A 20,975-nucleotide genomic window follows, 5' to 3' on the forward strand; every position below is an offset into this window, starting at 1 on the left:
GATAGAAGGGAGTGGAAACGCCATGATCGATATTCATACGCACATTCTGCCCGGCATCGACGACGGAGCCGACAGCTGGGAAGCGACGTTGAATCTGGCACGCGCGGCGGTGTCGGAAGGCATTACGACATTGATCGCCACTCCGCATCATGCGAACGGGCGTTATACGAACTTCGCGAGCGAAGTGCAGGAACTAACTCGTCTCGCTAACGAGCGCTTGGTCGCATCAGGCATACCGTTATCGATTGCGCCCGGTCAAGAGATACGGGTTCACGAAGATCTGCTCGACGCTTGGCAGCGGGGAGAATTGTTATCTTTGGCGGGATCGATGTACGTTCTGATCGAGATGCCCTCCAATCATATCCCTACCAAGATGGAAGAGCTCATCCACGAGCTTAGAGTTATGAATCTCACGCCCATAATCGCGCATCCGGAACGCAACGCGGAAATCGTGAAGTCTTCCGATCGGCTTGCGCGTCTCGTCGATAGAGGCGCTTGTGCTCAAGTTACGACCCATTCCTTGCTTGGCGGATTCGGAAAGCAGATCGAGAAGACGGCTTGGTCGCTGTGCAAGAGCGGGCTCGTTCATGTAATCTCGTCGGACGCGCATCATCCGGAGCGCAGGGGATTTCGTCTGCGGGAAGCTTACGAGGCGATCGGCCGGCGAATGGGGGAGCCATGGGCGGACTATTATTTCGCCAATGCGCAGTGCGTCGCTGACAATCGCGATTTCGGGATGCAACCTAAGGTCCAAGTTCCTTCCAAATCTTCAATATCCCGATTGTTCTCCTTTTTTTATCGCCCGTAAGACGGGAATTAGGAGCAGGTCTCTGATTCTAAAGATATACGAAGAGGACTTAAATGAGCTGTATTCACTCGATAGCCCATCGTTTTAGTTGAGTATGGGTTCGGGTGAAACGGCTATTTTCGATGTTTTGGTAATATTTAGCGTATGAATTCTTCGATAGCTAAAGATCAGTACGAGGATTATCGCCTGCAAACACATTTAAGCGCTTCCAAAGATAAGCGGATTTACGATGAAATCGGGCGTTTACATGGAATCTGGGCATATTTGTCATGAGGTTTTGAATTAACTGGCCTATAGTCCCTATTTTTCGTATCGCAGGACAGGGCAAGCCAGGGAGCGCTTCTTGATTTTTTATTGTAAAAAATAGTAGAAAGCCTTGAGTTTACAAGGCGCGAGAGGAATCGTGACTCGCACTTGCGGGGAGGTCAAAAGTACGATCGGAAATGGTTGGGTTTGAAGCGCTTCCATTTTAAGACAACGACGAATTGTACCTTGAATTCGAACGAAAACCGATTGGAAATCGCATAGAAAATGAGCAGGAATGTCTAATCGCGACCATGTCTTTATTCCCTCATGGTTTTCGATTTTCTATGTCATACTTAATTCAAAACCACCGAAACCCTAACATTAAAACCTCCTAATGAAGGTTGTATTCCGCGTCGAGTTGTTGCAAGCTATTTTTAGTCGGAGCAAAACTTGGTAATGGAGGAGTGCATGGATGAACAACGAAACGTGTCGCGAACAGAAACAAATCCGCTTAAAGACATTTTTGAGGATGCTGTCGGAAGACCCGTCTTTCCTGAACCAAGAGGGACTAGGAGAGTCGAGATCGATCGTCGATTACTTGATGTTCACCGGATATCTCCCCCGGAACGAACCCGTGGATATGGCCGTACTCGTGTCGTTACTGTTGAAGATGAGGGGACACGCGGCCGACTCCGCAGAGATGATGGATTTCGTCATGAACGGCGGAACGGTCGATGCCTTTATGAACGCTGTACAAGCCGAGACGACTTAATACGCTTGTCCTCGTGTTCGCGAAACGAATATTATTCAATCTCATGTATTCATAAAGAATACGAATTTGAAATCCCAAACGTTGCGTTGGCTGATATTTCTTGTTCAATGTTTTTGTCCTAATGGTCGCGTTTTGAATAATAATTAATAAAAATACTTCATAACGAGTAATGGGGGAGACGCATTGGAGCTCAAACACTATTGGATCATCATCAAAAGAAGATTGTTATTAATCGTTCTGATGATTATCGCAAGCTGTCTAGCAATCGGCATGTATTCCTACTACTACATCACGCCGCAATACGCGGCATCCGCGAAGCTGATCGTGAATCAGTACAAGGACAGCAGCTCGCTACTTCCGAGCATCGACGTCGGCTCTATCAACTCCACGATCGGGCTTATCAAAACCTATAAAGAAATTATTAGAACACCTCGCATCATGAAAAAAGTCGCCGAAGATTACCCCGAGTTAAAGATGTCGTACGGCGAGCTGATTTCCAAGGTCAGCGTTAGTTCGGTGAACGAGACGCAAGTTATGTCCGTGTCCGTCCGGGACGATTCCTACGAGAAAGCAGCCAAAGCCGCGAACGCCGTCGCGGTGGTCTTTCAGAAAATGGTTCCGACGCTGATGAAGGTCGATAACGTCTCGATCCTGAACTTCGCCGATCCTCAAGAGTCGCATGGTCCAGTCGCTCCGAATCCGAAGCTCAACATTGCCGTCGCGTTCATGCTGGCGCTTATGCTGGGTATCGGGGTCGCGTTCTTGCTCGATTACTTGGACGACACGATCAAGACGGAAGAAGATATTCACGCCCTCTTGGGAGTGCCGGTTTTGACTTCGATTCCGCGGTTCAAGGAACGCGATGCCATCGACAATGGTAACAATCAATCACCGCTCAGGAACAAGGCAGGGAGGGAAAATCATGTCTCGGTCGACGCCTAAATGGAACTTGATTACGGAGACGAATCCGAAATCTCCGATCTCCGAAGGCTATCGGATGCTTAGAACGAACATCGAATATTCGGCGATTGATCAGTCGATGCAGATCATCATGGTGACTTCTTCAAAGCCGAACGAAGGAAAGAGCACGACGAGCGCCAATATCGCCGTTGCGTTCGCTCAGTCGAACAAAAGAGTATTGCTCATCGATGCCGATATGCGCAAGCCGACGCAGCATCATATTTTCGGCAAATCCAACCGTATCGGACTAACGACCGCTTTATTTCAACAGAAGGAATTAAGCGACGTCGTTCAGATGACGAACACCGACAACCTGTGGTTCATACCCGCCGGTCCTACGCCTCCCAATCCCTCAGAGCTCCTATCGTCGAGACGAATGGCCGCGTTGCTGGAAGCGACCAAGAAGACTTACGACGTGATCGTCATCGATACGCCTCCGATCTTATTCGTAACGGACGCCCAGATCGTCGCCGCGCAGAGCGACGGGGTCGTACTCGTCGTGGATTCGGGCAAAGTGAAGAAAGATATCGCCGCGAAGGCGAAGGCGTCCTTGGATCACGTGAAGGCGAAATTAATCGGCGTCGTGCTTAACAACGTCAATCGGAAGCATTCCGATTCCTATTATTACTATTACGGCGAGAAAAGCGAAGCGTAATATCGGCAAGCTCCTCTACGCTATTCAATTCCAAAGGTAGGTAATGTCTCCTGCACCTCTATCACCGGAGGCACTCGGTCATGCTGTGGGTCAGCCGACCTTAGACGTTAATCGTCAAGGGTATGACGTGAGGACGGGTTAAATGCCCTAGTAAGGAAAACCGAACTTTTGAACCTTTTTAGAAAAGTAATAGAGACAAAAAAACAATAGGATAGGGTGAAACCAAAATGCCAAAAGTGAGAAAAGCGATCATCCCCGCAGCAGGACTCGGCACTCGTTTCTTGCCCGCCACGAAAGCGATGCCCAAGGAAATGCTCCCCATTCTCGATAAGCCTACGATTCAGTACATCGTAGAGGAAGCGATCGAATCGGGGGTCGAAGACATTATCGTCGTTACAGGTAAAGGGAAACGGGCGATAGAAGACCATTTCGATATCGCGTTCGAACTTGAGCATATTTTGGAGGCCAAAGGGAAAATAGACATTCTGGAAAAGGTCAGGAAATCTTCCAACGTCAATCTCCACTATATCCGGCAAAAAGAAGCGAAGGGATTAGGCCATGCCGTCTGGTGCGCGCGCAATTTTATCGGGGACGAACCGTTCGCGGTACTGCTCGGCGACGACATCGTGGAAGCGGAAGTTCCGTGCACGAAACAGTTGATCGACCAATACGAGCGGACAGGCCGCTCCGTCATCGGCGTTCAGACGGTAGGCGTAGACCAGACGGATCGTTACGGTATCGTTGATCCGGGTGCCAGAATCGATAATCTGTACGAGGTCAACCGATTCGTGGAGAAGCCGCCGAAAGGCTTTGCTCCATCCAATCTCGCCATCATGGGTCGCTACGTTCTGACTCCGGATATTTTCGAATATTTGGGCCGGCATGAAAAAGGCGCGGGCGGAGAAATCCAGCTTACCGACGCGATTCAGAAATTAAACGAGGCCAAAGGCGTCTATGCCTACGATTTCCAAGGCATTCGCTATGACGTGGGCGAGAAGCTCGGCTTTATTATGACGACGATCGATTTTGCGCTTCGCAACAACGAATTGAGGCATCAGCTAATGTCCGAATTGGGGGAGATCATGGAACGCGAGTTAGGCAAACAATTAATAGCCGGAAGGAGTGAGTGATAATGTCTCCGCGATATCGAGATGAGGCTGTGTTGGACGTGTCGGAATATTACTCCAAAGCGGGAATCGAGCAAATCGATCGCAGGGAATTTTCTTTGCATGGCGTTTTGAAACGCGCCATCGACATCGTAGGTTCGCTATTCGGCTTGATGTTGCTCAGTCCGCTGTTCGTCGTCATTGCTATCGCGATTAAGTGGGAGGAGCCTAAGGGTTCCGTATTTTTCAGCCAAACGAGGATCGGCAAGGACGAGAAGCCGTTCCGAATTTATAAATTCCGCTCGATGTGCGTCGATGCCGAAGCGAAGCTAAAGGATGTCATGGACCGCAATTTCATTAGCGGAGCGATGTTCAAGATCAAAGACGACCCGCGAATCACGAGAATCGGGAAGTTCATCCGCAAGACGAGCATCGACGAGCTGCCGCAATTCATTAACGTGTTAAAAGGCGACATGTCGCTCGTCGGTCCGCGGCCGTCTTCTCCGATGGAGGTATCGCAGTATACGAAATACGATAAACAACGCTTATCCGTAACCCCGGGCTGCACGGGGCTCTGGCAAGTAAGCGGAAGGAACAATATCGGGTTCAAGGAGATGGTCGAGCTGGATCTCTCTTATATCAAGAAGAAATCGATCTGGTTCGATATCGGAATCCTGTTCCGTACCGTCGTCACCGTCCTAACCTCCAAGGGCGCATCCTAATTCATCAAACGGGGGCGAGAACATGTCCAGGATTCTACATCTATCGGAATACACGAAGGGCGGTATCGAGACCCATCTGAACGAAGTGTTGAAATATCAATCGGATAACCACGATATTTATCTCCTCGTCTCCGAATTCAACTCCGATCGGGATTCGCTGCGCATTAGCCCGGAGAGGCTGCTTATGTATCCCTACAAGCGGAAGCCGAGCTATTTTCTCAAAGCGATGAGCTCGATTCGGAAGACGGTCAAGGAAATCGATCCGGATATCGTGCATGTCCATGGAACGTTCGCGGGGCTTTTCCTGCGGACGTTGTTTTTATTCAAACGGAAACGGCCGGTCGTCGTGTATTGTTCTCACGGCTGGTCGTTCCTGATGGATACGGTACCGTGGAAAAGACGGCTGTACGCTTGGATAGAGAAGGCGATGTCGCTCCGAACGGACGTGATCATCCATATATCCCAGCATGAATACGAGATGGCGATGCGTTACGGCTTGTCCGCCAAGAAATCGGTCGTCGTGTATAACGGGGTTTCGGATGCCGCTGTACAAGCCGATGCGATTCCGTTCGTCGTGCGGGCCGATAAAATCAACCTGTTGTTCGTCGGACGCTTCGATCGGCAGAAAGGGTTCGATCTGCTGCTCGAAGTATTCAACGAGCACCGGTTCGAGGACGTGCGCCTCTATTTGGCGGGAGACTCCGTACTGCAGCAGCGCGACTACGCGTACCCGGACAATGCGGTAAAGCTCGGGTGGATTCGCAACTCGGATATCGACCGTTACATGAGCGCGTGCGACGCGGTCATCGTTCCTTCTCGCTGGGAAGGCTTCGGCATCGTGGCGATCGAGGCGTTGCGCAACAAGAAACCGGTCATTGCCAGCAATCGAGGCGCTTTGCCGGAGATCGTCGAGCATGGCGTGAACGGGTACGTGTTCGATTTCGACGACAAAGAGGAACTGGCCGGAATCGTGAAGTCGCTGGATAAGGTCAAGCTCGCGCAGATGGGACAAGCCGGCGGAAGGATCTTCGAAGCGAAGTTCCACTCGGACAGGATGAACAAGCAGATCGAACGGCTATACGAAGCGACCGTCGACAATCCAGGCGGAACCTTTTCCGCGGAAGCGAAAAACTATGTCTAGGTTGTTATCGTTCTACCTTGTCGCATTGCTTGTTCTGACCGTCTATCAGGATTTCCCTCTCGTGAACGTCATCGGCGAAATCGGCAGATCTCCCGTTATTTTGCTTTTCCCGCTTTTCATCTTCTGCGAGATTGCGATGCTGGCCAAGTACAAGAGAGTCATGCTGGGCACGAAGCTGCAGAAGTATATGCTCGCCATCATTATCTATCTGAGCTTCGTAAGCATCGCTTACGTGCTCTATGAATTTTTGCAAGGAAGCTATGCCTTAGGTACCGAGAATCTGCTCGGGAAAGCGATCAAGGTGCTCGTATATTTCGTCCTGATCCTTTTCTATATCCGGCACATGCAGCTCGTTTTCTCCAAGATCGGAAGCTACAAGACGTTATATGGCTGCTTCTTCGCGGTCGTTACGTTGCTGGCGGTCATCATGATCATGGAATTGATGAGCATCCCCCATGCGTTCGCTTCTTTGCATGCGGGGAACAATCCCTATTGGCGAGTGCGCTTGCTCACGTCGGAGAGCAGCACGACGGGGTCGATCGTTGTCGTATATGCCGCGATTCTCGTCTATTTATCTCGCTATTTGAACGGGTTCGCCAAGACGATGTCCTTTGCCTATGCCGCGAGTTTCTTTTTGTTTTACCTATTCGTTACGGGCTCGAAGGGTTTCTTGATCGTCATGCTGCTAACGCTTCTCGTCACGATGGTCAAGTTTCTGGATTTCCGGAAAAAGCGGAACTTCGTGCTGGTCGTCGGGGTCGTCGCGGCGATGTACTTGTTCATCGTGTACTTCTCCGGGGGCTTGATCAGTTCGTTCACCAACGACATCGAGAATTACACATCGTCCTATACCCGGATGGGGACGATCCTGATTGCGCTGACGACCGTGCTGCACAATCCTCTGGGCGTCGGTACGGGCGCGTATTTGCTGTACTTCGACAAATACGTCAACGACGCGATCGAGGTCATGTCCCGTTTTTATTACAACTTGTTCGGCATTAGCCAGATCAACGCCGGCGAGCTGCTCCAGTATTCGAACTCGGACCGGAACCTGGGCGTCAAATCGGGTTTTTTCCAGTGGGTCATGTTCGGCGGTATTTTCTCGCTCGGGTTTTTCTACGTCATGGCCCGCAATTTGATCGCCAAGGTGAAATCGAGCTCGATCCTGTTTTTGGCTCTCGTATTTATTTTATTCTCGCTGCTCTTCGTGGCGCTCGAGATCAAGTACGAAATCTGGCTGTTGTTCGCCTTTATTAGCTTCTATCTGGGCCGCAACGAAACGAACGATTCCAATGAGCCGAGGGTGGCGACCAATGAAAATACTTATCGTGTGTAGCGATTTCCCCTATCCGGCCAATCATGGCGCGAGAGTCGATACATGGGGAAGAATCAAAGCGTTGTCGGAGCTAGGGTGGACGATCGAGCTCGTCGTCTGCGGCAAGGAGAAGCCCTCCGACGCGGATATGAAATACGTTAGCGGATATGTCGGGGACATCAAGCTTTGCCCAAGAAGCAGCAGCCTTAAGGATATGCTTCACGCCATTCCGATGCAGGCGAGCTCGAGGATCGGGCTGCGGAATCTTGACCTCGAAGGCGATTACGATTACGTGCTTCTCGAAGGCGATTACGTCTATCCGATACTGGAGCATCCGAAGATCCGGCCGGACAGCGCGATCCTGAGAGTTCACAATGACGAGGCGGCGTACTTCAAGGCGCTCGCAAGAAGTACCCGCAACTTGCTTCATAAGCTGTATTACCGCATGGAAAGCCGGAAATTCGAACGGCTGCAGAAGATGATGAGGAATAAAATCGACAAATACCTGTTTATTTCCAGTAAGGAGTTCGAGAGCTTCAGAAGCAAGGATCCGTCTGCCAAGAGTTTGTTCTTGCCGCCCCCCGTCACGATGGGGAAGTTCGGCTCGAATGCTTTTCGGAGCAAGCGGATCGTGTTCATCGGCTCGTTGTTCATGCCGAACAACAGGGAGGCGATCGAGTGGTATTTGGCCAACGTTCATCCTCTCATGCTCCGGGAGCCGGGATACGAATTCGTCGTGGCGGGCAACAGCAAGCGGATGAGCTTAAGTTGGCTGGAGCAGTACGATCTGACGAACGTCATCGTGCACGATACGCCAGAGAGCTTGGATGAAATCTACGAGGAGGGTTATCTGTTCGTCAACCCGATGCAGAACGGCGCGGGAGTGAAGCTGAAGACGATCGAGGCGATCCAGCACGGCTTGCCGGTCATTTCGACTTCGATCGGCTGCGAGGGAACGGGCCTCGTAGAGGACGAGCATATCGCCGTGGCGGACTCGCCCGAGGAGTTCCACAGGAAGATTAAGCGCCTCTTGGATAACCCGATGGCGGCGAAAGCGATGTTGGAGTCTTCGCAGCAGTATTTGCGTAAGCACTACAACCATAAAGAAGCGTTAAACGGGTTTATCGCGTCGATCAGCCCTACTTATCCGATGAAGCAGGTGATGTGAATGGTTAACGGAAAAACGAACGTCTTATTCGTTACCCATGCGGATAAAAAGGGGGGAGCGGAACAGAGCCTTATCCACTTGATCAATTACTTGGATACGTCCAGGTACCGGATTTACTTGTTGTGTCCCGCAGGCGCCTCCTATCTCCCGGAAATTCGGACCGAGTACGAGCATTTTCCGCTCCGCCTGAACAGCATCAAAGAGAAGTTCGGTTTCGGTTACTGGGAAACCGTGCTACGGATCAAAGCGTTCGTGAAGCAGAAGCGGATCGAGATCGTGCATGCCAACGGGTGGCGCGCGCCCTGGTACGTGGCCCCGTTGAAATACTTGGCGAAGTGCAAGCTGGTATGGCACCACCGGGATTATACGCATTTGCGGATGTTTAATTACGTGTTGCCGCGTTTCTTCGACCGGGTCATCTGTATCTCGAACTTTGTGGCCGATTCGCTGCGGGGCGGCAACAAGACGATTATTTATAACGGCATCGATCCCGAGTCGACGTCGGCTCCGAAAACCAGAAGCTTCATGGAAGACGATACGCTGGTCATCGGGACGTTCGGACGGATCGTGGAGTGGAAAAGATATGATCTCGTCATCGAAGCCGTCAAGAAGATGGCCGACGACAAACGTTATAACTGGAAGCTTCTGATCGTGGGAGACGCATCCGTCGACGGATCGGATAACTATTATGAGGACTTGGTAAGTAAAGTCGCGAAATATGGCTTGGAGGAGAACGTCGTTTTCTACGGATATAGCAACAAGCCGATCGACGTCATGCAAACGTGCGATCTGACGATCAATTTTTCCTTGAACGAGCCGTTCGGCAGGGTCATCATCGAGTCGCTGCTTGCGCAGACGCCGGTCATCGTATCGAATTCGGGCGGCGCACCGGAGATCGTCCGGGAGACGAGGGGGGGCATCATCGTGAAGGACGGTGACGTCAATGCTCTGTATTTGGCGATCCGCCGCATCTACGAGAGAGCGGAGAACCATGAGGAGTTGGCCTTGCGAGGATACGTTAGCGTGATGAAAGAGTTCAACATGAAGGCGATCGCGCGGAAGGTCGAGTCGACGTACGGCTTGCTGACGGAACGAGGGCTGTCGCCGGAGGCGGCGGGAGTACGAGGATGAGCGTATCCTACGGACGGTTTACTTTCGGCAAGCTCGTCGCCGTGCTTAAGGGAGCCGCGATTCTGGCGATCAAAGCCGACTCGGCGGGGAGATTGGGCCGGATCTCGGGAACGCTGAAAGTCCGGAACAAGGGCGAACTGGTCGTCGGGCGCAACGTCTCCTTCTACGCCAAGCAGTTTCCTTCGTCCATTTCAGTAGCCAAAGGCGCCAAATTGCGCATCGGCAACAATGTGTTTTTTAATTATGGCCTGGATATCGGCTGCACGAAGTCGATTCATATCGGCGACGACACGATTATCGGACCGATGGTGAACTTGATCGATACGAACTTTCATCCCGTCGATCGCGACGACCGCTCGATGAGCAAGCCTATTTTCGTCGGGGCTAACGTCTGGATCGGTAGGGGCGTCGTCATATTGCCCGGCGTAACGATCGGCAACAATTCCGTCATCGCAGCGGGCAGCGTCGTTACGCGGGATATCCCGGCTAACGTATTGGCCGGCGGCACGCCCGCGAAAGCGATCCGGGAGCTTAACGTTTCGGACGATTGGATTCGCAGAACGAAATAAACGACCGATCGGGTCGGGGAAGGAGCCTGCAATGAAAGTATGGATGTGGCCGAAATCCAGCGAGCTGAATTTCTACAGCGATTTGCTCTCCGATTCGCTCGGCGGAGCGGGGATGAAGATCGAGGATCTGAAGCATGGCAAGCTGATGCTCAAGGTCGGACGGGCAAGGCGCGGGGACATCGTCCACGTACATTGGATCCATCATGCCTATCAGCACCGGAATGCTCTCGTATTCATGGCGAGAACGGCGATCCTCTTGCTGACGCTGCTGTATTTGAAGCTCATCGGCGTTCAAACCGTATGGACGATTCACAATTTGTATCCCCATCAGGTCAAGCATCCTCGACTGGAGCGACTAGCCCGCGCGCAGATTTGCCGTTACTGCGCCAAGCTTGTCGTGGCGTCCGAGTCGATCAAGCGCAAAGCGATGAAGGAATTCGGCGTTCCGGAACGCAAGCTGTTCGTCGTTAAGCACGGACACTACGTCGGCGTGTACAAGTCGAAGGGAAAGGATGTGCGCAAAGCTTACGGCATCGGCGAGGACGCCGACGTTATTTTGTTCCTCGGGGCCATTAAAGCGTACAAGGGCGTCGAGGATCTCGTCGAAGCCTTTAACGCGGTCAAGACGAAGGATGCGTATTTGATCGTAGCGGGCAAAGCGGACGACAAGATGGCAGCTTATTTGCGACGGATGACGGACACGGAAAATATCGTCTTGGACCTTCGCTTCATTCCGAACGAGGAAGTCGCGGATTTGATTCGCGCTGCGGACGTCATGGCGATGCCGTACAAGGAAATCACGACCTCGGGGTCCGCGATTCTAGGTTTGTCCTTCCGGAAGCTGATCGTCATGCCGGATAACGAGTTCATCGACGAGTACTTCAAAGACGGCATGGTCGTCCGATACGATCCGGCCGAAAGCAACGGACTTACGAACGCGATGAAGACGGCGCTGAACGCGAAGGGGAGACGGAAGAAACCGAAATACGAAGAAGCGCTCGAAGAGTTGGAGTGGAGCGCGATCGCCGAGCGGATGAAAAACGTATATCAAGGAGGGTGACGAGCGATGAAGGTTACGGTAGCGATCTGTACCCATAACCGCGCCAAGGATACGGGAGAGGCGATCGTGAGCGTTCTGACGCAAAGCTTCGACAAGAACCAAATCGAGATTATCGTCGTCGATAACCGTTCTACGGACAATACCGCGGAAGCGGTGCAAGCCTTACGCCGGATTCACGGAGATCGCATTCGTTACGTATTCGAAGACAAGCTCGGCTTATCCGTCGCCCGCAACAGAGCGATACGCGAAGCCAATGGCGAATTTATCCTGTTCTTGGACGACGATGCCCTGGCTTCCAGCCGCTGGGTACAGCATATCGTGGACGTGTTCGAGAGAGACGAAGCGATCGGTTGCGTCGGAGGCAAGATCGATCCGATCTGGGAATCGGGCGAGCCGGACTGGATACCCGATGAATATCGCGCCGTGTTCACGATTCTCGATTATACGAACGGCGTGAAAGAAATGCCGGCGCCCGCGATTCCTTACGGCGCGAACGTGGCGTTCCGGAAAAGCGTCTTCGATTGTTTCGAACCGTTCCGCGAAGATCTCGGGAGAGTCGGCGGCAATCTGTTATCGAGCGAGGAGAGCGAGCTGATCGCGAGAATTCGCTCGAAGTACAAAGTTTTCTATTCCTCGTACGCGCTCGTCAAGCACAAAATCCCGAAGGAACGAACGACGAAGAAATGGTTCATGAAGCGGATTTTCTGGCAAGGCGTGAGCGATGCGGTCAGAATGCAGGACAAAGGCTTGAAATCCATAGCGAAGCATACGATTCGGATGATGCAAGCGGCCGCCGCGTCCTTGCTTTTAATCTTCCGCACGAAAAGGTTTATCCGGCAAGTGTTCAAGATCTATTACCGCAACGGTTCGCTCGTCGGAATTCTTCGTTATAACAGTAGGAGCTGAAAGAAGACATGGCACAATTGGCGGCGATTCACCGGGCTTGGAGAGGCAACGGTCTCGTTCAGACGATATTCCGGACCAGCGCGACCAATTTTCTGGTCATGGTCGTCGTCACGCTTACCTCGATCGTGACGGCCCGCATGTACGGCGTCGACGGCAAGGGAGAGCTATCGGCCATCGTATTCTGGCCTACGCTGCTCGCGGGAGTGGTCGGGTTCGGATTGCCGACCTCCCTGATCTATAACTTGAAGCATTTGAAAGGCGAGGCGGAGCATCTCGTCAGGGCGAGTTTCCTGTTTCAGATTCCCGTCAGCGCGGTCGTCGGCACCGTCGCTTGGATCGGCCTTCCGACCTGGCTAGGGAATTATCCCCCGGAAGTGATCGCGATAACCCGCTGGTACACGGCTTCGATGCTGCCGGTGCTGCTCGTGATCAACCTCGTCTCGGCGCTGGCCCAGAGCAAAGGGAAGTTCGCGGTATATAACGGAGTGAGGTTGTTCGTTCCGCTGTGCAACCTGGTGGGGTTGGTCGCCCTCTGGGCGGTCGGGAACTTGAGCTTGCGCGATTCCGCCCTCGTATTCGCGGCGACGAGCGTACTCGTCGTTTCCTGGGCGCTGTTCAGCATGGCGGAGGATATTCGGATCGAAAGAATCCAAGGTTTTAAGGATCTGAAGGCGGCCAGGGCGCTATTCGGTTACGGCAGCAAAGTATTCGGCGTCGAGCTGCTTGGCACGTTATATTCGCAGTTCGACAAGCTCGTCATCCTCTCCATGCTGACGGCAAGGGATCTTGGACTGTACACGGTCGTCTTTGCTCTCTCTCGCGTGTATAACGTGGTGCAGATGGCGATTACGAACGTCATTTTTCCGAAGGTTACGGGCATGGACAATGATCGGATCATCGCAACGGTAGGAAGAGCGTTCCGGCTATCTTTGCTATTGATGACGGTCGTCGTCGTCCCGACGATGTTCATCGGCCGTTTCCTGATGGGAATTCTCTTCGGAGCGCCGTTCCTCGAAGCCAGTACCGCGTTTTACGTATTATGTTTCGAATGCATTCTCGGCGGAGGCTCTTGGATACTGGCGTCGTCTTTCAACGCGATGGGAAGGCCCGGCCTCGTATTGCTTAGGCAGTCGATCGCCCTTGTCATCACCGTAGCTTTACTTTTCTTGCTCACCCCGGCTTACGGATTAAACGGCATCGCGATCGCGTTGTTAATCGGCGCCGTCATTCGGTTGGCATTGACGTTAGCGTCGATGAGAATCGTTTTTCGCGTGCCGCTGAAGGGCATGTTGTTCGATCGGAACGATTTTCGTTTCCTCGCTGAACGCATGAAGGAGAAAAAAAGAAATAAAGGAGCCAGCGATCATGCCGACCGAGGTTAGCGTTCATCCCATGGATTTATTGAAAGACCAGTTATTGCGCATTCTGGAGACGATTCCGCCGGGCTCGGACATTCAGTATTTGGATTATCCGGTCTACAACAACGGAGGGGACCTGTTGATCATGAAGGGAGCGGAAGCCTTCTTCAAGGCGAATCGGATCCGCGTGAGAGGACGTTATAGCGTGCTTGATTTTCCTGACGGGCTGAACATCCCCGCCGATCAGATCATCGTCTTGCAAGGAGGCGGCAACTTCGGCGATCTGTATCCGACGCACCAGAAGTTCAGGGAGAAAGTCGTTGCCGGCTACCCTCGCAACCGGATCGTGATATTGCCGCAGACGATTCACTATAAGGAGGAGGCGGAATTCGACCGAACGGCGGAAATCTTCAATCGCCATAACGACGTTCATCTGTACGTGCGCGATCCCCATTCCTACGAGATGGCTAGCCGCAAGTTCAATCGCTGCTCCGTCTACCTATCTCCGGACATGGCGCATCAACTCTGGCCGATCTTGCCGCGAAGCCGCCCGGAGAAGGAGCTGCTCTGTTTCTTCCGCACGGATATCGAGAAGACGGGAAACCAAGATCGGCTGGAGCGGGCGGGGGGCGATTATTTGGACTGGGGCTCCTTGTACAACAAAGTCGAGAGGAAGTCGATCGGCATGATCGGCAAGATGCTGAAGAAGCGGAGCGGGACGCTACCTTTGCCCGTACAGGCGATCTGGGGCAAATACAGCGATTATCTCGTGAGCAAGGCGGTCCGAAGGTTCAGCGGGTACCGAAGCGTTCAGACTTCCAGGCTTCATGGGCACATCCTTTCGTGCTTAATGGACAAGCCCAACGTGCTGCTCGACAATTCGTACGGCAAGAACTCCAACTATTACAATACGTGGACAAAGGGAATCGCATCCGCTCGATTGGGGGAATCGCAATGAAAATCGTACTGTTGTCCGGAGGCTCGGGCAAACGCTTATGGCCGCTGTCGAACGAGTCTCGTTCCAAGCAATTCCTTAAGGTGCTTAAGAACGACGAAGGCGACCGGGAGTCGATGGTAGAGCGGGTATGGCGGCAGATTAATTCCGCAGGGCTAGGCTCGCATGCCTGCATCGCGACAAGCAAATCCCAAGTCGAGATGATTCGTAGCCAGCTCGGAAGCGATGTCGAGATCGTCGTCGAACCGGAGAGGAGAGATACGTTCCCGGCCATCGCGCTTGCCGCGACTTACTTGTATTCGATGCAAGGAGTGAGCCTGAACGAGACCGTCGTCGTCATGCCGGTCGATCCGTACGTCGACGAATCTTTCTTCCATCGGACGAAGGAGCTCGATCGCGTGCTGAACGAATCGGGAGCGAACCTGGCTCTTATGGGCGTCAAGCCGACGTTTCCCTCCGAGAAATACGGATATATCGTGCCGAATGCGGAGCCTGAAGGTAATGCCGTAACCGATAAGTCCTACTTGAGAGTAAACAGCTTCAAAGAGAAACCCCGCGAGGAAGAAGCCGCCGCCATGATCGAACGGGCAGCGCTTTGGAACTGCGGGGTTTTCGCGTTCAAGCTCGATTTTCTCATTAATATTCTGATTTCTTACGACCTTCCGATTCAATACGAAGAAATGTCGAAGCAGTACGGCAGGCTTCCGAAGATCAGCTTCGACTACGAGATCGTGGAGAGGTCCAATCATGTCGTGGCGCTTCCGTACGAAGGCGATTGGAAGGATCTCGGCACGTGGAATACGCTGACGGAGGAAATCGAGACGCCGGTTATCGGCAAAGCGATTATCGCCGGGGATTCGGGCAACACCCACGTCATTAACGAGCTGGACATCCCGATCACGCTGCTGAATCTTCCGAACGTCATCGTAGCGGCTAGCCCGGACGGGATATTGGTGTCCGACAAAGCGGCCAGCCCGCTCATTAAAGAAGTCATGAAGCATTCCGATCAGCGTCCTATGTACGAAGAACGGCGCTGGGGGCGCTATCGCGTGCTCGATTATTACAAATACCCGGATGGGAAGGAAGTATTAACGAAAAGAATATGCGTCGCTTCCGGCAGCAATCTCAGCTATCAGTATCACCAGCTCCGGGACGAGGTATGGACGGTCGTGTCCGGGCGGGGGGTCATGGCGCTGAACGGCCGTTATTTCCCGATTCAGTCGGGCGATGTTCTCGTCATCTCCAAGGAAAGCAGGCATAGCCTGCTCGCGGAGACGGAGATGGACATTATCGAAGTGCAGACCGGCACGGAGCTCATCGAGGAAGACATTGTCCGGCTTGCCTTCGATTGGAACGAAATCATGGATATTTGCGCCGTATAAACGGAGGAAAAAGGGAGTGTCGGGAATGAACATTACGGTTATCGGAACCGGTTACGTCGGACTCGTGTCGGGCGTCTGCTACGCGGAGTTAGGCAATCAAGTGATCTGCGTGGACAAGGATCCGGGCAAGATCGACACCTTGAACGCCGGAGGCATCCCGATCTATGAGCCGGGCTTAAAAGAGTTGGCCTCGGCGAATCGTTCCGCGGGTCGCCTTTCGTTCACGACCGATCTTGCGGAGGCCGTGCGCCTCTCGGAATTGATCATTCTCGCGGTCGGTACGCCTCCGCTCCCGAGCGGGGAGGCGAATCTGGCGTACATCGACCAAGCCGCACTGGAAATCGCGGACGCGATGAACGGCTACAAGATCGTCGCCGTGAAGAGCACCGTGCCGGTGGGGACGAACGAGCGGATCGGAAAGCTGATCAGGGCACGGACGAGCAAGCGGTTCGACAGCATTTCGTTGCCGGAATTCCTGCGGGAAGGTTCGGCGATCGAGGATACGCTACATCCCGACAGGATCGTAATCGGAGCGGAGTCGCCTAGCGCGGCGGCGACGATGGCGTTATTGCATCGCCCGCTTACGGAACGGATCGTCGTCACAGACATTCGCAGCGCGGAGATGATTAAGTACGCGTCCAACGCGTTTCTTGCCACGAAGATTTCCTTTATTAACGAGATTGCCAATATTTGCGAGAAGGTCGGCGCGGACGTAACGCAGGTGGCGGAAGGCATGGGGTACGACAATCGGATCGGCCCATCGTTCCTCAAAGCCGGAATCGGATACGGGGGCTCTTGTTTCCCGAAGGATACGAGAGCGCTCATTCAGATCGCCGGCAACGTTGACTACGAGTTTAAGCTGCTGCGTTCGGTAGTGGAGGTGAACCAAGATCAGAGGTTCAACGTGATCCGCAAGCTGGAAACGATATTCGGCGGCGAGTTAAAGGGGAAGACGGTCGCGATCTGGGGACTGGCATTCAAGCCGAATACCGACGACGTGCGGGATTCTCCCGCGCTGGATATTATTCAGCATTTGGTGGACAACGACGTGAATGTCAGAGCATACGATCCGATCGCGACGGCGAACTTCCGGACTCTCTTCGGCAAGTCCGACGTCGTCTGGTGCGACGAGGCGCTGGATACGGCCCGCGGGGCGGATGCCCTGTGTCTATTGACGGAATGGGAGGAGTTCTCCGAAGTCGATCTCGGTCGACTGCAGTCGGCGCTAAGCCAACCGATTTTAATCGACGGACGTAACGTGTTCAAGGAAGAACATTTGTTGGGCACCGATTTCGTGTACTATTCCGTCGGACGTCCCAGCTTGAGCCAAGGCGTGAAGCAACAGGTTCCCGTGCTGCAATAGTAACCAAACAATCCTACGATAGAGGTGTCCCTAATGACGTTAAAGACGAAAGCGATATTATCCACGCTAGCCTTATCCTTGATTGCCTCTTCACTGGGAGGATTGCCGCTCAGCCGCAAAGGGCTGGCGGAGAAACTGGGTTTGTCCGAATTCGCTTATGCGGCGGAGGCGTTGCCTGAGCAAATTCCGGGTCAGTTGTCGCAGCCGGATTCGGATGCAGCTTCGCTGCCGGCGAAGGTGCAGGCAACGATGACGGGACTTCCCTCCGGCGCGTTCATCGGGAAGCTTAACGCCATTCATGCCGCGCTTGCGGCAGGAGATCCGGCGGATTATCAGGACGTATTGAACCTGCAGAACGAGATCGCCGGTTTGAACGATGCGACCGATGCGCGACTGCTTGATCCGATCTGGAACAAGATAGCAGCCAAACTTCCGAATACCGTCGATAAGGCGGCGATGAAAACGAGTCTGTTCCGCTTGTTCAAAGCGGTCGGTTCCGTTCCGTACGATCCCCAGTGGGAAAGCTTGGAAGCGATCCGCGTCAATCCCGAGTACCGCGCCACATTGAAAGCGATCGCGGAGGCCGCCGGAATCGGGGGCATCAGCATGGAGGATCTGGTCGAGTTCCTGTTCGGCGACGGCGCGGGATTAAAAGGCGTAGAAGGAACGGTCGCGGATATTATGGCCGGTAAGTCGGCAATCGAATTGTTTATGCTGTTAGGGGATAAGCAAGGTATGACGACGGTACTTCTTCAAGGCATGGGGCAATTGTTGGGCGAGACCGGGTCGTATAAATTCAGCGCAGTGCTGGCCAATTTGGGCGTTACGCCGCAAGACGTGCAAACGATGGTATTCGGTTTTCTGGGCAGGCTTCAGAAGGACGAGCCGGCCATTAACGCGATGACCGTTGCTTATCTTCGCACGGCGGCGACAGCCAAAGTGCAAACGAGGGATGATGGCCGTACGCAATCTTATCAGCTATCGATATTCGGTATCGAGGTGCCAGCCTTGGCTTTGAAATGGACGAAGGTATCCGGGGATCCGGAAGTCAGCGTGGCGCAAAATGGCGTCGTGACGATTCCTCTCGCAGCGGATAAAGGCTCGGCGGTTATTCGGACGAGCCTCATTAATCCTTACGGCGGATCCGCGAAGGTGATCTTCGAACAAGGCATCACGTTAAGAGCGGATGACGGGGAGCAGACGAAATTCCCGGTCGCATCGCTTCTGGAACGCTTGAGCAAATTGCGGGCGGCGCTCTTGGCCGGAGATCCCGCAGACGCGGAAGCGGTTCGGGCCGTGCGGGACGAGATCGCTTCGTGGGATGCCGAGACAGGTTCGGCGCTCCTTGATCCGCTCTGGAAAGCGATCGCGGCCAAGCTGCCGGCTACCATCGATAAGGAGCAAGCCAAGGGAACGCTGTTCCGGCTCGTTCAAGCGATCGGTGCGATCTCGTACGATCCTCACGAGTCCGAACTGGAGGCCGTGCTGACGAATCCGGAATTCCGGGCGTTGCTGAAGGCGATCGGAGTAGCGGGAGGGGTGAAGAATCTCGCTGCGGACGATTTGCTCGTTTTCCTATTCGGAGACGGAGTCGAGCTTGGAGGCGTGGAAGGTGCCGTACGAGATCGGATAGCCGCGTTATCGCCGGAGGAGTTGCTGAGCTTGCTCGGCAGCCAACAAGGTTTGGCGGAGCTCGCGCAACAAGCGATGGGCGAGCTGTTCGTCCAGACGAAAAGCTATAAGTTGAGCGCGGCGCTGCAAGGGCTTGGAATCCCGCCTCAAGCGATACTGGCAACAGTTCTCGGCATTCAAGCGAAGCTGTCGAACGGAGAAGCCGCGGGACGTGCCTTGACGGTTGCCTTGATCCGTTCCGAGACGACAGGGGTTGCGGACGTAAGCGAGGACGGACTTACTCAACGATTCGTCTTGAAGACGTTCGGAGTCGAGCTTCCGGACTCCGCGCTTCGCTGGACGAAAGTGTCGGGAAGTTCCGACGTCAAAGTCGACGCTGCCGGGACGATCACCATTCCGCGCAAAGTCGAAACCGCGACCGCGATCGTTCAGGCGGAGCTGGTGAACCCCGTTACCGGTAAGGGCAAAACCATTTTCGTTCAAGAAGTAACGTTGAAATCGATCGGAGGCGAAGTGTTCCCCGTAGAAGCTTATCTTGCGCGGAAAGAGAAGCTGTGGGCGGCTCTCGCCGCGGGTGATCCTTCGGATGCGCAAGCCGTACGGAAGCTTAGAGACGAGATCGCGGGGTTAAACGTCTCCGCGAACCTGAAGCTGATCGATCCGATTTGGAAGCCGATCTCCGCGAAGCTTCCTGGAGACGCAAATTCGACGAAGCTGAGAACGGACTTGTTCAAGCTATTCCAGGATATCGGCAAGCTCCAATACGATTCGCAAGCTTCCAATCTGGAAGCGTTATTGGCCAACCCGGATTATGAAGCGACGTTGAAGGCAATCGGGGCAGCGGGAGGCGCGAAAAGCTTAAAGGTTGACGATGTACTCGTGTTCCTCTTCGGCGACAGTGAAAATCGCGGAGGAGTGGAAGGTACGGTACGCGATCTCATGGCGAAGTTGAAACCTAAAAATCTAGCCGCCTTGGTCGACGACGCCGGAGCCCGGACCGCGATTCTGAACGAAGCGATGGGAATAGTGCTGGCAGACCGCGAGAACTATGGTCTGAGCGAGGCTTTGGGCAACATCGGCGTTAAAGCATCGGATTTGCGGGCGACAATGTCCAACTTCCAATCCAAGCTCAAGAACGAAGAAAGAGCGGATAACGCCTTAATCGTCGCGCTATTCCGTTCCGAAGCGGTACCGTCGGTGAAAGTTTCTTCGAACGGCAAACGCCAGGATTATAGTCTGTCTGTATGGGGCGTCCAACTGCCCTCCTCTTCTCTGAAATGGAGCAAGGTTTCCGGAAGCAAGGACGTCAAAGTGGAAACGAACGGTACGGTTACGATTCCGAGTAAATTGGCCAGCGGCAAAGCGGTCATTCAGGCGGCGATCGTGAGTTCGCATGGGCGCCCTACCCAAGTCATCTTCCGGCAGGAAGTGACGGTCGGAAAAGTCGAGGACATGGATCAAATCATCAAGGATTTGAAAGAGAAGCTGGCAGGGATCGAAGCGAAAGCGCGCAAAGCTAAGGGCGCGCTGGCGAAGCTGCGTTACGTCGTGGATGCTTCCGCGGCAGGCAACGATGCCGTAAAACGGATCAACGATACGGACGCGAATAAAACCGACAAGCAGAATGCGATCAAGGAGGCACAGGATCAGGTCAGAAAAACGGTTAACGCGATTATTACGGATGTTCTAGGATTCTAAGCGCGAGCCAGCCTTCTTTCTTATCGGG

General features: G+C 53.5%; 18 protein-coding genes. All 18 read left to right on the top strand.

Going from position 1 to position 20,975, the window contains the following annotated elements; genetic code table 11:
- Positions 1-22 precede the first annotated feature (22 nt).
- The 18 genes from D7Z26_RS10575 (at position 23) to D7Z26_RS10660 (ending at position 20,947) form a co-directional block, all read left to right on the top strand.
- Complete coding sequence (locus D7Z26_RS10575; RefSeq protein WP_120976656.1) at positions 23-808, top strand: tyrosine-protein phosphatase; 786 nt, start codon at positions 23-25, stop codon at positions 806-808.
- A gap of 718 nt (positions 809-1,526) precedes the next feature.
- Complete coding sequence (locus tag D7Z26_RS10580) at positions 1,527-1,826, top strand: hypothetical protein (RefSeq protein ID WP_120976658.1); 300 nt, start codon at positions 1,527-1,529, stop codon at positions 1,824-1,826.
- 183 nt (positions 1,827-2,009) lie between these two features.
- Positions 2,010-2,768, top strand: a complete 759-nt coding sequence (locus tag D7Z26_RS10585) for a YveK family protein (protein WP_120976660.1) — start codon at positions 2,010-2,012, stop codon at positions 2,766-2,768.
- Positions 2,749-3,441 carry a CpsD/CapB family tyrosine-protein kinase gene (locus D7Z26_RS10590; RefSeq protein WP_120976662.1) on the top strand — a complete coding sequence of 231 codons (693 nt, stop codon included), beginning with the start codon at positions 2,749-2,751 and terminating at the stop codon, positions 3,439-3,441. Before D7Z26_RS10585 ends, D7Z26_RS10590 begins: the two co-directional genes overlap by 20 nt.
- Before the next feature lie 227 nt (positions 3,442-3,668).
- Positions 3,669-4,571, top strand: coding sequence for a UTP--glucose-1-phosphate uridylyltransferase GalU (galU, locus tag D7Z26_RS10595; protein ID WP_120976665.1), 903 nt, complete (start codon positions 3,669-3,671; stop codon positions 4,569-4,571).
- Positions 4,572-4,573: 2 nt separating this feature from the next.
- Positions 4,574-5,269, top strand: coding sequence for a sugar transferase (locus D7Z26_RS10600; protein ID WP_120976667.1), 696 nt, complete (start codon positions 4,574-4,576; stop codon positions 5,267-5,269).
- A gap of 22 nt (positions 5,270-5,291) precedes the next feature.
- On the top strand, positions 5,292-6,410 hold the full coding sequence (locus D7Z26_RS10605) for a glycosyltransferase (protein WP_120976669.1): 1,119 nt from the start codon (positions 5,292-5,294) through the stop codon (positions 6,408-6,410).
- Entirely contained in the window at positions 6,403-7,746 is a 1,344-nt protein-coding gene (locus tag D7Z26_RS10610; protein ID WP_120976671.1) for a hypothetical protein, read from the top strand. Before D7Z26_RS10605 ends, D7Z26_RS10610 begins: the two co-directional genes overlap by 8 nt.
- A complete protein-coding gene (locus D7Z26_RS10615) occupies positions 7,724-8,893 on the top strand; it encodes a glycosyltransferase family 4 protein (RefSeq protein WP_158602259.1) in 1,170 nt (389 codons plus the stop codon). Before D7Z26_RS10610 ends, D7Z26_RS10615 begins: the two co-directional genes overlap by 23 nt.
- Positions 8,894-10,024, top strand: coding sequence for a glycosyltransferase (locus D7Z26_RS10620; RefSeq protein WP_120976675.1), 1,131 nt, complete (start codon positions 8,894-8,896; stop codon positions 10,022-10,024).
- On the top strand, positions 10,021-10,593 hold the full coding sequence (locus D7Z26_RS10625; RefSeq protein WP_120976677.1) for a DapH/DapD/GlmU-related protein: 573 nt from the start codon (positions 10,021-10,023) through the stop codon (positions 10,591-10,593). The genes D7Z26_RS10620 and D7Z26_RS10625 overlap by 4 nt, the downstream gene beginning before the upstream one ends.
- 31 nt (positions 10,594-10,624) lie before the next feature.
- Positions 10,625-11,653: a glycosyltransferase gene (locus tag D7Z26_RS10630; RefSeq protein WP_120976679.1), complete on the top strand. Its 1,029-nt coding sequence runs from the start codon at positions 10,625-10,627 to the stop codon at positions 11,651-11,653.
- A gap of 6 nt (positions 11,654-11,659) precedes the next feature.
- Positions 11,660-12,559: a glycosyltransferase gene (locus tag D7Z26_RS10635; RefSeq protein WP_120976681.1), complete on the top strand. Its 900-nt coding sequence runs from the start codon at positions 11,660-11,662 to the stop codon at positions 12,557-12,559.
- A gap of 8 nt (positions 12,560-12,567) precedes the next feature.
- On the top strand, positions 12,568-13,941 hold the full coding sequence (locus D7Z26_RS10640; protein ID WP_120976683.1) for an oligosaccharide flippase family protein: 1,374 nt from the start codon (positions 12,568-12,570) through the stop codon (positions 13,939-13,941).
- A complete protein-coding gene (locus D7Z26_RS10645) occupies positions 13,925-14,875 on the top strand; it encodes a polysaccharide pyruvyl transferase family protein (protein WP_120976685.1) in 951 nt (316 codons plus the stop codon). Before D7Z26_RS10640 ends, D7Z26_RS10645 begins: the two co-directional genes overlap by 17 nt.
- Positions 14,872-16,254 carry a sugar phosphate nucleotidyltransferase gene (locus D7Z26_RS10650; RefSeq protein WP_120976687.1) on the top strand — a complete coding sequence of 461 codons (1,383 nt, stop codon included), beginning with the start codon at positions 14,872-14,874 and terminating at the stop codon, positions 16,252-16,254. The genes D7Z26_RS10645 and D7Z26_RS10650 overlap by 4 nt, the downstream gene beginning before the upstream one ends.
- A gap of 25 nt (positions 16,255-16,279) precedes the next feature.
- Positions 16,280-17,617, top strand: a complete 1,338-nt coding sequence (locus D7Z26_RS10655) for a UDP-glucose dehydrogenase family protein (RefSeq protein ID WP_120977579.1) — start codon at positions 16,280-16,282, stop codon at positions 17,615-17,617.
- A 33-nt stretch (positions 17,618-17,650) separates the two neighbouring features.
- The gene (locus tag D7Z26_RS10660) at positions 17,651-20,947 is read left to right on the top strand and encodes a hypothetical protein (protein ID WP_120976689.1); all 3,297 of its coding nucleotides are present in this window, start codon (positions 17,651-17,653) and stop codon (positions 20,945-20,947) included.
- Positions 20,948-20,975: the final 28 nt, after the last annotated feature.

It is taken from the genome of Cohnella endophytica (assembly GCF_003628305.1).
GTDB lineage: Bacteria > Bacillota > Bacilli > Paenibacillales > Paenibacillaceae > Cohnella > Cohnella endophytica.

Coding starts and splice junctions, on each gene's coding strand:
- D7Z26_RS10640 (WP_120976683.1), top strand. CDS start 12,568: ATGGCACAATTGGCGGCGATTCACCGGGCTTGGAGAGGCAACGGTCTC.
- D7Z26_RS10635 (WP_120976681.1), top strand. CDS start 11,660: ATGAAGGTTACGGTAGCGATCTGTACCCATAACCGCGCCAAGGATACG.
- D7Z26_RS10575 (WP_120976656.1), top strand. CDS start 23: ATGATCGATATTCATACGCACATTCTGCCCGGCATCGACGACGGAGCC.
- D7Z26_RS10625 (WP_120976677.1), top strand. CDS start 10,021: ATGAGCGTATCCTACGGACGGTTTACTTTCGGCAAGCTCGTCGCCGTG.
- galU (WP_120976665.1), top strand. CDS start 3,669: ATGCCAAAAGTGAGAAAAGCGATCATCCCCGCAGCAGGACTCGGCACT.
- D7Z26_RS10600 (WP_120976667.1), top strand. CDS start 4,574: ATGTCTCCGCGATATCGAGATGAGGCTGTGTTGGACGTGTCGGAATAT.
- D7Z26_RS10660 (WP_120976689.1), top strand. CDS start 17,651: ATGACGTTAAAGACGAAAGCGATATTATCCACGCTAGCCTTATCCTTG.
- D7Z26_RS10615 (WP_158602259.1), top strand. CDS start 7,724: ATGAAAATACTTATCGTGTGTAGCGATTTCCCCTATCCGGCCAATCAT.
- D7Z26_RS10645 (WP_120976685.1), top strand. CDS start 13,925: ATGCCGACCGAGGTTAGCGTTCATCCCATGGATTTATTGAAAGACCAG.
- D7Z26_RS10620 (WP_120976675.1), top strand. CDS start 8,894: ATGGTTAACGGAAAAACGAACGTCTTATTCGTTACCCATGCGGATAAA.
- D7Z26_RS10590 (WP_120976662.1), top strand. CDS start 2,749: ATGTCTCGGTCGACGCCTAAATGGAACTTGATTACGGAGACGAATCCG.
- D7Z26_RS10610 (WP_120976671.1), top strand. CDS start 6,403: ATGTCTAGGTTGTTATCGTTCTACCTTGTCGCATTGCTTGTTCTGACC.
- D7Z26_RS10630 (WP_120976679.1), top strand. CDS start 10,625: ATGAAAGTATGGATGTGGCCGAAATCCAGCGAGCTGAATTTCTACAGC.
- D7Z26_RS10605 (WP_120976669.1), top strand. CDS start 5,292: ATGTCCAGGATTCTACATCTATCGGAATACACGAAGGGCGGTATCGAG.
- D7Z26_RS10650 (WP_120976687.1), top strand. CDS start 14,872: ATGAAAATCGTACTGTTGTCCGGAGGCTCGGGCAAACGCTTATGGCCG.
- D7Z26_RS10580 (WP_120976658.1), top strand. CDS start 1,527: ATGAACAACGAAACGTGTCGCGAACAGAAACAAATCCGCTTAAAGACA.
- D7Z26_RS10655 (WP_120977579.1), top strand. CDS start 16,280: ATGAACATTACGGTTATCGGAACCGGTTACGTCGGACTCGTGTCGGGC.